This is a genomic window from Corynebacterium variabile (assembly GCF_006539825.1).
Taxonomy (GTDB): Bacteria; Actinomycetota; Actinomycetes; order Mycobacteriales; family Mycobacteriaceae; genus Corynebacterium; species Corynebacterium variabile.
This window is the reverse complement of sequence record NZ_BJNT01000003.1, coordinates 29,603-42,857: the sequence shown is the minus strand read 5'-3', so window position 1 is coordinate 42,857 and position 13,255 is coordinate 29,603. Positions and strand designations below refer to the sequence as shown.

Sequence of the window (13,255 nt, the reverse complement as noted above, 5' to 3'; positions counted from 1 at the left end):
GATCTGACCATGATCGATCACCGCCTCACCGTGCTGCGGACCTTCGCCTCCTGTGGCACCGTCACCGCCGCCGCGGACATCCTCGGTTACTCCCCGTCGGCGGTCTCCGCCCAGCTCCGGGAGTACCAGCGCGCCGTCGGTGTCCCGCTCGTCGCCAGGGAAGGACGCGGACTCCGGCTCACCTCTGCCGGTCGCACCCTCGTCGACCGCTCGGACGCACTCGTCGCACTCTGGGAGGAGATCCGCGGCGAGGTCCGGGACGCCACCCCGGGGCAGGAGCCCACCACCCTGAGGCTCGGCGGCTTCTCCTCGGCGACCGGGGCCCTGCTGTCCACCGTCGCCGCCCGGCTCCACCACGACCACCCGGCTCTCGACGTCACCATCACCGAGGCAGAACCGGACCGTTGCATCGACCTGCTCACCGCCGAGCGGCTCGACGTCGCCGTCACGGTGTCGATGCAGGCCGCCCCGGACACCGAGACCTCCCAGATCGAGCAGATCCCGCTGCTCGACGACCCCCTCGACGTACTCCTCCCCGCCGACCACCCCCTGGCAGGACGCGCCACGGTACGGCTGGAGGAACTCGCCACCGACCCGTGGGTGGCCGACCACCCCGGCACCACCTACCGCGCCCTGTTCACCACCGCCTTCACCGCCGCCGGTGCGACACCCCGGGTCGTCCACGAGGTCGCCGACTGGGTGTCCAGCGTCGAGATCGTCTCCCGTGGCCTCGGCGTCGGTCTGGTCCCCCGGCTGGTGCAGCTCAGCTCCGACCTGCCGGTCGTCCGGGTGCCGCTGGACGGTCCCTCCGCGCCCCGCCGCCGCGTCCTCGTGATGCTGCGCCGCAGCTCCCGCGCCCACGCGCTGGTGGCGGAGGCAGTCGACCTGCTTCAGCGCACCGCCGCGGACGCAGGGACCGTCGCCGGGACCGTCACCGCCTGATCCGCAGTCCCGCCGGGTCGTCGACCGGGCCGTCGACGATGACCGCGTCGATGTCCCGGTCGAATCTGCTGATCCGCAGTGCGGTTCCCGGGGCCGCATACTCCGCGGGCACCCAGGCGGTGCCTACGGTCTGTGCGGTGACGTAGCCGGAATCGGCACCGGTGACCCAGCCCGTCGCGTCCCCCACCCGCACCGGTGATCCCGCCTCCGGGGTTCCGGCGTCGAGACGGGCGACGAAGGTGACCAGGGACATTCCTCTCGACGGCTGCTCCGCCAGGGCGTCCTGCCCGGTGAACGGGGTCGGCTTCCGGTCCGCGCCCTTCACCGCGAAGTCGAGTCCGGCGTCCGCCGGGGTGTTCTCCCGGGTGACGTCCGCGCCCCAGGACACGTAGCCCTTCTCGGTCCGCAGACTGTTGAAGGCGAGACGGCCGGCGGGGACCAGCCCGTGGACGGCGCCGGCAGCGGAGACGGCGTCCCACAGCCGCAGCCCGTGGGCGGCGGGGGTGTAGATCTCCCAGCCCAGGTCACCGACGTAGCTGACGCGCTGGATGAGCACCGGGACGCCGGCGATGAACATCTTCTGACCGCGGAAGTACTTCAGGCCGTCGTTGCTGATGTCGCCCTCGACCAGCGGAGTGAGGATGTCCCGGGCCCGTGGCCCCCACAGTCCGAGACAGCAGGTCGAGGTGGTGATGTCATCCACGGTCACCGCACCCCGGCCGACGGCCCGCGTCGTCAACCGGGTCACGTCCATCGCCCCGTTGACACCCAGCATGTACTCCTCGTCGCCGAGGCGGGTGACAGTCACGTCCGAGAGGACGCCGCCGGCCTCGTCGAGCAGCAGGGAGTAGACCACCGGAAGGGTCCTGCCGACCGGCTTGTCGATGAGGTTGGAGCACTGTTCCTCGAGGAACTCCGTCGCGCCGGCGCCACGCACCAGGATCCGGGTCAGCGAGGTCATGTCGTAGAGTGCGGCCCGGTTGCGGGTGGCCCAGGCCTCGGCGGCGGCCACCGGCGACCAGTTGACACGCCCCCAGGCGTCCTTGCGGGGGACAGCGACCGGGACCGGAGCGTTGACGGACTCCGGGGTGGGTGGCTCCACCGGTCCCGGGATGACGCGGGCGTCCCGGGTGAGGAACTCCGGGTCCTCCAGCAGCGTACGGTTCGACTCGTGCCACAGCGGGCGCTCCCATCCGTTGTGCTCGGCGAACACCGCCCCGGCCTGCTCCATGCGCAGGTGGAAGGGGCTGGTCTTCAGTCCGCGGGTCACCCCGGTGGACTGATGCGGGAAGTGGACGTCGTAGACCTCGTCATAGTTCTCGGCTGCGCGACCCCGGATCCACCCGTCGGAGAGCAGCGCAGGATCGAAACGGGTGTGGTCCAGCTCGTGGGTGTCGATGCCGGGGTTCCCGGTGAGCATCCAGTCCGCCATGACCTGGGCGACGCCGGCGGACTGCGTCACCCACACCGCCTGGGCGCACCAGAAGCCGTCGACGTGCGGCGACGGGCCCAGCATCGGGCCACCGTCCGGCGTGAAGGAGAAGACGCCGTTGAACTCGTCCTCCAGGTCCAGGTCCTTCACCGCCGGGAGTATGCGACCCATCTCCTCACGGGTGAACGCGAAGTCCTCCGGGGTGAACCGACGCTTCGCCGGATGCTCCCCGGTGGCGAGCATGTGGGCGGTGTCGGTGAGGTCGTCCGGGTCCAGCGGCAGCGGGCGGTGCTCGTAGGCCCCGATACCGATCCGGTCGCCGAACTCGCGGAAATAGATGCCGGCACCCTGATGACGGACGATGGGCCTGGCGGGTTCCTCCGGCCGTAGCGGGGTGCCGTCCGGTCTGGCCCCGGGCAGGTCGGGGACGGGGCCCGTCCACGCGAAGCCGTGCTCCATCGGGTGCATCGGAACGCGCAGGCCACCAGCCTTCGCCAGCGGGTGGCCCCAGATCCCGCCGCAGGTGACGACGACATCGGCCGGGATCGTGTGGGGTGCCTCTCTGCCGGCACCGGTGTCGCCCGCGTCCTCCACGACGACGCCGGTGACCCGGTCATCCCCGGTGAGCACCTCCGTGACGCGGGTGAGTCCGAGGACGCGGGCGCCGCCCGCCTCAGCGCGCCGGGCCTGGAACTCGACGGCCCGGGCGGAGTGGACCGCAGCATCGGTGGGGGAGTGGAGTGCTCCGAGAATGAGGTCGGTGTTCAGCCCCGGCCACAGTTCGGCGACGCGCTCCGGGCCGACGAGTTCGGCGGGCACACCCCAGGCCCGGGCGAAACCGAGACGTCGTTTCAACTCGGTCAGCTGGGTGTCCGTGGTGGCGATCTCCAGTCCGCCGACCCGGTCCATGAGTGGTGCGCCGTCGAGCTCCAGCCCGTCGAGCTTGTCCAGGGTGCGTTGGGCCAGCAGACTCATCACCCTGGAGGGATTGGTCTGGAAGACGAAGCCGGGTGCATGTGAGGAGGACCCGCCGGTGGCGTAGAGCGGTCCCTGGTCGATGAGCGTGACATCGGTCGCGCCGCGGAGAACCAGTTCATCGACGAGGGCGGCGCCGACGACGCCGGCGCCGACGATGACGATGCGGTCGGTGGGGGAGACGGTGGTGGGGAGGACGGACATCGGAGGACTCCTCGTGACGGTGCGGCAGGTGGTGCCAGGTTGCGTGATACGCAATCTGCTACGTACGGTGCGGGTATGGGAAGTCAGTCAGTGCAGTCAGTCGACCGGGCCGTTGCGGCACTTGACCTGTTGGCGTCCCGCGGGCAGGCGGGGACGGGGGAGATCGCCGAACACCTGGGGGTGCACAAGTCCAGCGCCACCCGGCTGCTCGCAACGCTTGCCGACCACGACCTCGTCGACCAGGACGGTGCCGGCGGACAGTGGCGGCTGGGATTCGGACTGCTGCGACTCGCCGGCGCGGTGACTGACCGCGCCGGGTTCTCCGGTGCCGCGCAGCTGCTCTGTGACCGGGTGGCCGAGGCGACCGGTGAGACCGCCAATGTCGCCGTCCTCGACGACATCTACGCCGTCAACGTCGCCCAGGCCGTCGGTGCCGGACTGCTCTCCCCGCACCACTACCTGGGACGCAGGACGCCAGGACATGCGACGAGTTCCGGAAAACTGCTGCTCGCGCTGACCGACGGACATGCAGCGCAGGACGCCGCCCGCGAGTTGGAGGCATACACCGACCGGACCATCGTGACCGCCGAGGCGCTCACCGCCGAACTCGACCGGGTGCGGGAGCAGAGGTGGGCGAGCTCCGACGAGGAGTGGGAGGACCACATCACGGCGGTCGCGGTCCCGCTGTACCTGCCCGACGGCATCGTGGAGGCGGTGCTGACGGTCACCGGCCCGAATCATCGGCTGACCCCGGACAGTTTCGCCGGAGTTGCGGGACAGCTCGCGGAACTGGCGTCCTCGGTCGGTCGCTGGCGCTGAGCCGGCCCCTGTCCCTGGTCCTGCCCCGGCGTCGACCGGAACCTTGCCGGGTCAAACAGGGAGATCTCGTGGTCGGTTGCCCCGTCGACGGCGAGGTCGGCGAGGATCTCTCCGATGACCGGGACGAACTTGAAGCCATGACCGCTGAAGCCGCAGGCCACGATGACCTGCGGATGGTCAGGGTGCGGGCCGACGACGAAATGCTCGTCCGGGGTCACCGAGTACAGACAGGTCTTCGCCTGGACGACCGCGCCGGTGAGGCGGGGGAACAGCTCGACGGCGCGGGCCCGCATCTCATCGATCTCCTGGTCGTAGACGTTCCTGTCGATGGTGTCCGCGGTGGTGGGGGTTCCCTTCCTGAAGAAGCCGAGCTTGACGCCTCCGTCGGGGCCGTCGGTCGCGGGGAAACCGTAGATCTGGTCGTTTCCGTTGGTCTGCTCGATGTAGACGGGGTGGTTCTCCTCGCTCCAGCTCCCGAAGGGGACCTCCTCGGTGCAGTCGGGGGAGAACCAGTAGAAGATCATCCGGTCGATCTGCAGCGGGAGATTCAGTTCGGGCAGCATCACCGGTGCCCACGCGCCGGGCGAGACGATGAGTTTGTCGGCCGTGTATGTGGCCTTGTCGGTGGTGACCTCAACTCCGCCGGTCAGGCTCCCGTCGTCAGTGGTGCGCCAGGAAAGCACTTTCTCGTGGAAGTGGAGCGTGGCGCCCTTCTTCGCTGCGACCTCGGCATTGGCGATGGTCGTCTCCTCGGGGCGGACGTAGCCGGCGTTCGCCTCGTAGAGCCCGAGCGCATCGTCGGCCGGGTCCATGGTGGGGAACCTGACCCGGATCTCGTCGGCGGTGAGGATCTCGTGGTCCAGGTCGTGCAGCTCGGAGGCGACCTTCGACCCGACGAAGGTCACACTGTCCGGGTCGCCGATGTAGATCCCGCCGCAGAGCTGCATGATGTCCCGTCCGGACTCCTCTTCGAGTTTCCGGAAGAGTTCGTAGGACCGGCGGAGCAGGGGAACATAGTCCGGACTCTCGAAATAGGACTGACGGATGATCCTGGTCCCGCCGTGGGCGGCGCCCTGGTCGTGGCCGGGCTCGAAGGCCTCGATGCCCAGGACGCTGACACCGCGTTCTGCCAGGGCGTTGGCTGCCGCTCCTCCCATGGAACCGGTGCCGAGAATGATGACGTCGAAGTGCTGCATGGTGTGGTGTCCTCCGGATCGGGCTGTGGACTCTGACGCTGATGGACGGTGATACGTTGCGGATTATGCAATTACGGCTGCTATACGCAACACGCTAGATTGCGGCAGAAGGGCATGCAAGAGCTGCGGAGGGTCCGTGTGCATATTTCACACAGGTGTTACCTCCGCTGGGGTGGTGTCGGGACGTGTGCCGGGGGCTGGATCCTCCCGCCTCTCACGGTGTGTCACTGTCCGCAGGGTCCTCACCGTTGAGGTCCCTGTCCCGGAACCTGCGCCGCCGCGTCACCCCGGGATGTCGCCAGACGGTCGGGTGGTCGTTGTGGACCGGTGCCCGGTCCGGGTCTGCGCTCTGCGGCGGGATCCGGTCGACGCGGCGTCCGGACTCAGGAGGCGCGACGTGCGTCCACCACCGGTCAGGGTCGGTCTGTGTGTCGTCCACCAACGCATGCTGTGGGGGAGCGGCGAAGGTGAAGTTGTCCAGATCTGTCCTGCCCCCTGCTGACCACCCGACAATGTGGTGCATGAGGCTTGCGGCCGGTGGCGAGTCCGATCCCGGGGCCGAACTCATCCCCTCCTCACCGACAAGTGCGAGTTACTGGTCGAGGCTGCCGAGCCGACGGGTCCGGCCGAAGAACAGGGTGCGCCCCTCGAATCCCTGGATCTGCAGGCAGCCGGTGATGCTCTCCGGGTCCTTGACAAGGGTGGAGACCGGCACATGGACACCGACGTCCGTCAGAGCGGTGCCGCGTCCGGAGGAGAGCTGGTCGATGCCCATCACCGCGACGATGGTGGTCGCACCACGTCCGGTCGCCAACGGCTTGTCCGGACCGTACCCGGCGAGCAGGGCGTCATGCCGGCGTTGATCCGGGGTTCGTGTGTCCTCGTTCGCCTCGTCCCTCCCGTCGCACAGGGAACCGGTGGATGCATGGTCGATCATCAGGCGGGTGAGTGTCGCCGCAGCCTCCGGAGTGAGGAGTCCGCGTACCGGCGTCATCCCGTCGATGCCCTGGCGCCCCACGGTGAAGGACCGCAACCGCTGATGGTCCTTGTCCGTGTACGTCTCTTCTGCACCGGCCAGGTCGAGCAGGAAGTTCCGCAGGGAATCCAGTGAATCCGGTCCCTGCGTCCTCACCAGCGTGGCGCAGGGTTCATCCGCCGCTGCCGTGATCTCCGCCTGGACGGAGGCCGGCAGGGCGCGGATCTGCCGGTCGACCTTCTCCACGGCGGTGCAGGCTGCGTCGCCGGTGGCTACTGCGTCCGCGAGGTACGGCATGTAGTCGGGAACGGGTGCACCGGGATCCGCGGCCCAGGGATCGGGACGCCCACTGATCCGGGTCGCCGCGGCCAGCCTGACCTTTGCCTCGCGCCGCGTGATGTTGAGGATCCGGCTGATGAGGCGGACCCGACGTGCCGGAATGTCCGACATGGCGTCCTCATGGGCGGTGATGAAAGCGGCGTCCGCCAACGACAACTTCTTACGGGACGCCTCCATCCGCTTCGCCGCATGGGTGCGGTCGTACTGGTTCAACCGGGCCCACGTGTCGGCGCCGTGCGCGACAACCGCCTCCACCGCAGCGCCGAGAGCGTCCAGTGCGGCCTGTAGATCGACCACGCTGCCGACCGGGGGTCGGGGCTCGGGGATGTCCCACCCGTTGCCGTCGTCCACGGCCGTTCCTCTCGATCAGGTGATGTATTACGGTCGCCAGAGATATACACTTTCAGTAATGATCATTATATCCATCGAATGTGTGATCGACAAGGGGTACTCCCGGGGGAATTCGTCGCAGGGCCGCCGAAGACCGTGCGCGGTAAACTCCGGGCATGTCCGCGAACAGTAGGAATGTCCCGACCACCGGCGCCGACGAATCCGTCGGTTCACCGCCGAAGCTCGACAAGAAGGCCTACGAGAAACGGCTGGAGGAACTCCAGGCCCAGCTCGTGGAGATGCAGCAGTGGGTCCGGGAGACCGGGGCCCGCGTCGTCATCATCATGGAGGGACGCGACGCGGCGGGTAAGGGATCCGCGATCAAACGCATCACCCAGTACCTCAACCCGCGGTACTGCCGGGTCGAGGCGCTGCCGACACCCACCTCCCGCGAGCAGGGGCAGTGGTACTTCCAGCGCTACGTGGAGAAGCTCCCCACCGCCGGCGAGATCGTCATCTTCGACCGCTCCTGGTACAACCGGGCCGGCGTCGAGCGCGTGATGGGCTTCTGCACCACCGCGCAGTACCGGAGATTCCTGCACCAGGCCCCGGTGTTCGAGCGGATGCTCGTCGAGGACGGCATCATGCTGCGCAAGTACTGGTTCTCGGTCTCCGACGACGAACAGATCCGCCGCTTCACCTCACGGCGCGAGGATCCGCTGCGCCAGTGGAAGCTTTCCCCGATGGACCTGCAGTCCATCACCCGGTGGGAGGACTACTCCAGGGCCAAGGACGAGATGTTCGCGCACACGGACACCGTGACTGCCCCCTGGTACACGGTGGAGAGTGAGGACAAGAAGCGTTCGCGCATCAACGTCATCAACCACATCCTCGAGTCGGTGCCGTGGGAGAAAGTCGAGAACAATCCCCCGAAGATCCCTGCCCGCCCCGAAGGCGACTCGACCTATGAGCGCCCCCCGCGCACCGAGTTCCGCTACGTCCCCGACGTCGCCGGTGACCTGGAGAAGTCCAGGGTCAAGGCGAAGGAGAAGTAGCCGTTCCTACTCCTCGAACAGCTTCTCGATGTCGTAGTTGAAATGTTCGGCGATGACCTTGCGGCGCAGTTTCAGCGACGGGGTGATCTCCTGGCGCTCCACGGTGAGATCACGCGGGAGGATCCGGTAGGTCTTGATCTGTTCCCACCGGTTCAGCGTGGCGTTCAGCTCATCGACGTACCCGCCGACCAGCCCGTGGACCTGCGGCGAAGAGACGATCTCCTTGTAACTGCCGGTGATCCCCGCCTTCTCCGCCCAGGCGGTGATCGCGGCGTCGTCGAGGGTGATCAGGGCTCCGACGTACTTCCGGTTGTTGCCGATGACGACCATCTGGCTGGCCACCGGGCACAGTCCGCGGAACGTGGACTCGATGAGTGCGGGGGCGACGTACTTGCCGTTCGAGGTCTTGAACAGCTCCTTCTTGCGGTCGGTGATACGGATCCGCCCCTGGTCGTCGATCTCGGCGATGTCGCCGGTGCGGAAGAAGCCGTCCTCGGTGAAGACTTCGGCGGTGGCTTCCGGGTTGTTGTGGTAGCGGTCCATGATCGACGGGCCGCGTAACAGCAGCTCGCCGTCGCTGTCCACCTTCGCCTCGATGCCGTTGAGGGGACGCCCCACGTAGCCGGTGCGGTACTGGGAGGGCTGTGTCAGGGTGGTTCCGGCGCTGGACTCGGTGAGTCCGTAACCCTCCAGAACGGGCATGCCGACTGCGCCGAACCAGCGGCTGATCTCAGGGTTCAGGGCGGCGGAACCGGAGATGAAGAAGCGGGCCCTGCCGCCGAAGCGCTCACGGACCTTGGATAGCACGATCCTGTCGCCGAGCTTCGCCTGCCAGCGGGTGAAGGCGCCCGCATGACCGACGCCGTGGTCTGCCTCGAAGACGGCGCCGCCGTTCTTCACCGCCCACCGGTACAGCTTCTCGGTGATGCCGCCCTTGGCCACCATCGCCGCCTCGACGCCGTTGTAGGCCTTCTCGAAGACACGCGGGGCGGACGCCATGAACGTCGGCTTCACCACCGCGAGATTGTCGACGATCTTGTCGATCCGTCCGTCGACGGCGGTCTCGAAGCCGTAGTGGAGCGGCAGCACCATGAACAGCTTGCCCATGACGTGTGCCAGCGGCAGCCACAGGAACTGCTTGTCGTCGATGGTCAGGAGGTCTTCGCCGGCGGACTTCGCCGTGGCATCGGCCGTGTATGCCTCGAAGACCCACACCCGGTGGGGCAGGCGGACACCCTTGGGTCGGCCGGTGGTTCCTGACGTGTAGATCAGCGTCGCCAGGTGCTCCATCGTCGTGGCGTCCACACGCTCATCGACCATGGCAGGATTCTCGCGCAGCGCGAGGACGCCACGGTGACGCAGATCGAGCATGGTGAGTACCCAGGAGGTGTCGGTGCCCTCCGGGATCCGGCCGGTCATGAGGACGACGTGCTCGACCTTGGGCAACTGGTCGCGCAGACCGGTGATCTTGGCGAGCTGCTCGGCACCCTCCACGAAGACGATCTTCGCGTCGGAGTCGTCGAGGATGAACTGCACGTCGTCGGCGATGGTGGTGGGGTAGACGGTGACGGTCGCCGCCGAGGCGTCCATGATCCCGTAGTTCGTCAGTACCCACTCGTAGCGGGTGGTGCTGGCGATGGCGACCCGGTCCTCGGGCTGGACGCCGAGGCTGACGAGTCCGGCGCCGACCTCGGCCGCCTGGATCCCGAGCTGTGCCCAGGTCACGACGTCCCAGCTGCCGTCCTCGGTCGGGAAGCTGTAGGCCCGACGGTCCGGGGTGGCGGCGACACGGCGGCGGAGCATGTGGCCGACGGACTGTACCGCGGGGTCGAGGTGGACGGTCGGGGTGCTGGAGCTGGCAGTGGTCATCGTGGGTCCCTTCATGGGGGCTCGGGTCGGAGTACCGACACTGGTGATGTGGATCACTCTAGCAAACAAAAGATGTTGTCGATCATGGGTGTCCGTCATTCACCTACAGGGATCGAACCTTGGCTCATTCCACATACCCCGTGACCTGTGTCACCATGGGAACCATGTCTGAATCTGAACTCACCAATGCCGCTGACGTGACCGTCGCAGTGCTCGGCACCGGCGCCGGTACCACCGGCGTCATCACCCTCGACCGACCCCGTACCCTCAATGCCCTGAATCTCGACATGATCCGCGGCATCGCCGCCGCCCTCGACCGCTTCGCCGCAGATGACGGCATCCGGCAGGTCCTCATCCGGTCGGTGTCCCCGAAGGCGTTCTGCTCGGGTGGGGATGTGCGCTCGGTGCGGGAGACAGACCTGGCGGGGGACCGCGCGCCCGGTGACACGTTCTTCCTTGAGGAGTACGACGTCAACTATGCGATCGCCACCTTCCCCAAGCCTGTCATCGCGCTGCTCGACGGGATCACCATGGGCGGGGGCATGGGCGTGTCCATGCACGCGACACATCGCGTCATCACCCCGAAGACCTGGGCCTCGATGCCGGAGGCCGCCATCGGGTTCATCACCGACGTCGGAATCTCCCACGTCTTCACCCACCTGCCGTCGCAGTCGGACGAGGGGAGGCCCTCCCTGGAGCTCGGCCTCTGGCTCGCAGCGACCGCCTACCGGCTGACTGCCGGGGATCTGCTGTGGACCGGCCTGGCCACCCACCTCGTGCCTGACGCCGACGTCTTTGCCGACCGGCTCTTCGCTGAGGGCGCGGACGCGGCTTTCGCCACGGCGGTCCAGGAGTCGCAGTACCCGGAGTCGGCCCTGTCGGAGATGGCGGGACGCATCGTCGAGCTCATGGACGGCGTCCGCTGGCCGGAGATCGCCGCCCGTCTGAGGGACGCCACAGACGCCACTGCGTCCCTCACCCGGGACCTCCTGGCCCCGGCGAGCCCGAGCTCCCTGGAAGCGATGGCTGCGCTGCTGGAGTTTTCGTCACAGCACTCCCTGCGCGAGGCGCTGGACGCCGAATTCGCCCTGGGTTCCCGGGCCCGGCAGCTGCCCGACTTCGCGGAGGGTGTGCGTGCGGTGCTCGTCGACAAGACGAAGGACGCCGCCTTCGTTCCCGCGACGCTCGCGGAGATCGGAGACGGCGTCCGTGGGGAGATCCGGGCTGTGCTCGAGGAGCTGCCGGAGCGTTGATCCACTGAGGTGCGGAGCCTCTGAAGTGCTAGGCGGCACCCTTCGCGGAAAGCTGGGTGACGATCTGCGGATCGAGGTGCCGGGCCAGGTAGGCCTGCCATGCCATCCGCAGCAGCCAGGCCAGGATGAAGCCGACGAGGAGGGTGACCAGCCCGCCGACGACGTCGAGCAGGTAGTGGTTCGCGGTGCCCATCACCACGAAGTAGGTGAGGACCGGGTACAGGGCACCGAGGACGCGGACGACGTGGTTCTTCGTGTACATCACGATGACGATGCCGCAGAAGGTCGCCCAGGCGCAGTGCAGGGACGGCATGGCGGCGAACTGGTTCGAGATGTTGTCCGAGGCCGGGGTGCCGGATTCCGGCCACCAGCCCCATGTGCCGGTCTTCGCCATGATGTCGACGAATCCCTCACCGTCGAACATCCGCGGCGGTGCGGTCGGCAGGGTGTAGAAGCCGACGAGTGCCAGGCAGGTGGTCAGGATCAGGACGGTGCTGGTGAAACGGTAGTGACGGTGGTGCTTCACATAGAGCCAGACCAGTGTTCCCGGTGTCACGATGAAGTGGAGCGACGCGTAGACGACCGCACATACCGCTGCCACCGAGGGGGTGGTGTCCAGGAAGGTGTTGAGGCCACGTTCCCAGGCCAGACCGAACCTGTCCTCGGCATCGAGGATCCACTGGCCGTTGGAGAATGCCTTCTCCTCGACATCGTGGACGCCGTTGCGGATCAGCGAGTACACGGCGTAGATGCCGTAGATCATCGCGATCTCGAACCACCAGCGGGGCTTGACAAGGTAGTTGAGAATCCGGACGGGCAGGCCACTGAGACGGACCGAGGAGGTGACCGACGGAGTCCCGTCAGTTCCCGCTCCGTCAGTCACATCCATGGCGCTGTCTTCGCCGACATTTCTCATGGTGGTCACTACGGGGCTTCCTCCTCCACGTGGCGGCCCGCGACGAGGAGGTGTGCGGAACCGATCAATATACCCCGTGCACCTTACGGCAGTCTGCCCGACATATCCAGTACATCGGCGGTGCGCACCGCCACGGCAGCGGACGCGTCAGTGCAGGTGACCGGTACTCACGCCGGTCGATGACGCGCTGTGGAGGACCTGCACCGGGGCGTCTGACGGACCCTCCACCAGCTCGCGCGCCCGCGTCTCGCGCTGCACCTTCAACCACACCACGAAGCCCCAGACGACGAACGCGGCGTACACGAGGTAGAGCACTGCGCTGGGGTAGTACCCCGCCGAGAACAGCAGGGGGACGCCGACCAGGTCCACCGCGATCCAGATGAGCCAGAACTCGGTCCAGCCGCGGGCCATGCCGAGGGTGGCGAGCAGGGAGCCGGTGAAGATCCAGGCGTCCGACCAGGGGCCCCAGGATCCGAGTGAGGAGAAGATCCAGGCGAAGCCGCAGGTGCCGCCCACTGCGACGACCAGCATGAACAGCCGTTCCTTCGCGGAGGCCCAGTGCGGCTGGACAGCTTCGTAGGTGTTCGCCGGCTCGGTGACGATGGACCGGGAGGGGTCGGTCTGGTCCGGTTCCCGCATCCCGGCCTGCTTCGCCTTCTGCCACTGGTACCAGCCGTAGGTGCTGACGATGAGGAACATGACCTGGCGTCCTGCCTGGCCGTAGAGGTCGAGGTCCTGCGGGGTGTGGAAGACACCGCCGAGGAAGACCGTGAACAGCAGCACGTTACCGATGATGCCGACCGGCCAGGCCCAGACGACGCGGCGCATGCCGCCGATCGCTGAGGCGATACCGAAGCCGTTGCCGATGATCTCGCGCCAGAGGATGGCGGTGTCGCCGATGGTCCACTGCGCGTCGAGTAATGAGGTGAACAATGATCCGGACATGAGG

At 67.5% G+C, this 13,255-nt stretch carries 11 protein-coding genes; 4 read left to right on the top strand and 7 right to left on the bottom strand.

Annotated features, from left to right (window positions below):
- The first annotated feature begins 9 nt into the window (after positions 1–9).
- Positions 10–942, top strand: a complete 933-nt coding sequence (locus tag CVA01_RS01170; protein WP_141327976.1) for a LysR family transcriptional regulator — start codon at positions 10–12, stop codon at positions 940–942.
- Here CVA01_RS01170 and CVA01_RS01165 read toward each other — a convergent pair.
- Positions 932–3,553, bottom strand: a complete 2,622-nt coding sequence (locus CVA01_RS01165; protein ID WP_141327974.1) for a GcvT family protein — start codon at positions 3,551–3,553, stop codon at positions 932–934. The genes CVA01_RS01170 and CVA01_RS01165 overlap by 11 nt on opposite strands.
- A gap of 75 nt (positions 3,554–3,628) precedes the next feature.
- Here CVA01_RS01165 and CVA01_RS01160 point away from each other — a divergent pair, with 75 nt between their 5' ends.
- Positions 3,629–4,372 carry an IclR family transcriptional regulator gene (locus CVA01_RS01160; protein ID WP_082796444.1) on the top strand — a complete coding sequence of 248 codons (744 nt, stop codon included), beginning with the start codon at positions 3,629–3,631 and terminating at the stop codon, positions 4,370–4,372.
- On the opposite strand, the gene solA is transcribed toward CVA01_RS01160, so the two are convergent.
- The 3 genes from solA to CVA01_RS01145 all read right to left on the bottom strand — a co-directional run bounded on the left by solA (position 4,291) and on the right by CVA01_RS01145 (position 7,234).
- Positions 4,291–5,568, bottom strand: a complete 1,278-nt coding sequence (solA, locus tag CVA01_RS01155; RefSeq protein ID WP_141327972.1) for an N-methyl-L-tryptophan oxidase — start codon at positions 5,566–5,568, stop codon at positions 4,291–4,293. The genes CVA01_RS01160 and solA overlap by 82 nt on opposite strands.
- A gap of 214 nt (positions 5,569–5,782) precedes the next feature.
- Positions 5,783–6,007: a hypothetical protein gene (locus CVA01_RS01150; RefSeq protein WP_141327970.1), complete on the bottom strand. Its 225-nt coding sequence runs from the start codon at positions 6,005–6,007 to the stop codon at positions 5,783–5,785.
- Positions 6,008–6,160: 153 nt separating this feature from the next.
- Entirely contained in the window at positions 6,161–7,234 is a 1,074-nt protein-coding gene (locus CVA01_RS01145) for a DUF222 domain-containing protein (protein WP_141327967.1), read from the bottom strand.
- Between the two features lie 155 nt (positions 7,235–7,389).
- Here CVA01_RS01145 and ppk2 point away from each other — a divergent pair, with 155 nt between their 5' ends.
- On the top strand, positions 7,390–8,268 hold the full coding sequence (gene ppk2 / locus CVA01_RS01140) for a polyphosphate kinase 2 (RefSeq protein ID WP_141327965.1): 879 nt from the start codon (positions 7,390–7,392) through the stop codon (positions 8,266–8,268).
- A gap of 6 nt (positions 8,269–8,274) precedes the next feature.
- On the opposite strand, the gene CVA01_RS01135 is transcribed toward ppk2, so the two are convergent.
- Positions 8,275–10,137, bottom strand: a complete 1,863-nt coding sequence (locus tag CVA01_RS01135) for an AMP-dependent synthetase/ligase (protein WP_141327963.1) — start codon at positions 10,135–10,137, stop codon at positions 8,275–8,277.
- A 164-nt stretch (positions 10,138–10,301) separates the two neighbouring features.
- Here CVA01_RS01135 and CVA01_RS01130 point away from each other — a divergent pair, with 164 nt between their 5' ends.
- Positions 10,302–11,390: an enoyl-CoA hydratase/isomerase family protein gene (locus CVA01_RS01130; protein WP_244938077.1), complete on the top strand. Its 1,089-nt coding sequence runs from the start codon at positions 10,302–10,304 to the stop codon at positions 11,388–11,390.
- A gap of 28 nt (positions 11,391–11,418) precedes the next feature.
- Here CVA01_RS01130 and CVA01_RS01125 read toward each other — a convergent pair whose 3' ends face one another.
- Both CVA01_RS01125 and CVA01_RS01120 read right to left on the bottom strand, forming a co-directional pair.
- Positions 11,419–12,306: a phosphatase PAP2 family protein gene (locus CVA01_RS01125; RefSeq protein WP_141328129.1), complete on the bottom strand. Its 888-nt coding sequence runs from the start codon at positions 12,304–12,306 to the stop codon at positions 11,419–11,421.
- A 147-nt stretch (positions 12,307–12,453) separates the two neighbouring features.
- Positions 12,454–13,251, bottom strand: a complete 798-nt coding sequence (locus CVA01_RS01120) for a nicotinamide mononucleotide transporter family protein (protein WP_141327961.1) — start codon at positions 13,249–13,251, stop codon at positions 12,454–12,456.
- Positions 13,252–13,255 lie beyond the last annotated feature (4 nt).

Coding starts and splice junctions, on each gene's coding strand:
- CVA01_RS01170 (WP_141327976.1), top strand. CDS start 10: ATGATCGATCACCGCCTCACCGTGCTGCGGACCTTCGCCTCCTGTGGC.
- CVA01_RS01165 (WP_141327974.1), bottom strand. CDS start 3,553: ATGTCCGTCCTCCCCACCACCGTCTCCCCCACCGACCGCATCGTCATC.
- CVA01_RS01160 (WP_082796444.1), top strand. CDS start 3,629: ATGGGAAGTCAGTCAGTGCAGTCAGTCGACCGGGCCGTTGCGGCACTT.
- solA (WP_141327972.1), bottom strand. CDS start 5,568: ATGCAGCACTTCGACGTCATCATTCTCGGCACCGGTTCCATGGGAGGA.
- ppk2 (WP_141327965.1), top strand. CDS start 7,390: ATGTCCGCGAACAGTAGGAATGTCCCGACCACCGGCGCCGACGAATCC.
- CVA01_RS01135 (WP_141327963.1), bottom strand. CDS start 10,137: ATGACCACTGCCAGCTCCAGCACCCCGACCGTCCACCTCGACCCCGCG.
- CVA01_RS01130 (WP_244938077.1), top strand. CDS start 10,302: ATGTCTGAATCTGAACTCACCAATGCCGCTGACGTGACCGTCGCAGTG.
- CVA01_RS01125 (WP_141328129.1), bottom strand. CDS start 12,306: ATGAGAAATGTCGGCGAAGACAGCGCCATGGATGTGACTGACGGAGCG.
- CVA01_RS01120 (WP_141327961.1), bottom strand. CDS start 13,251: ATGTCCGGATCATTGTTCACCTCATTACTCGACGCGCAGTGGACCATC.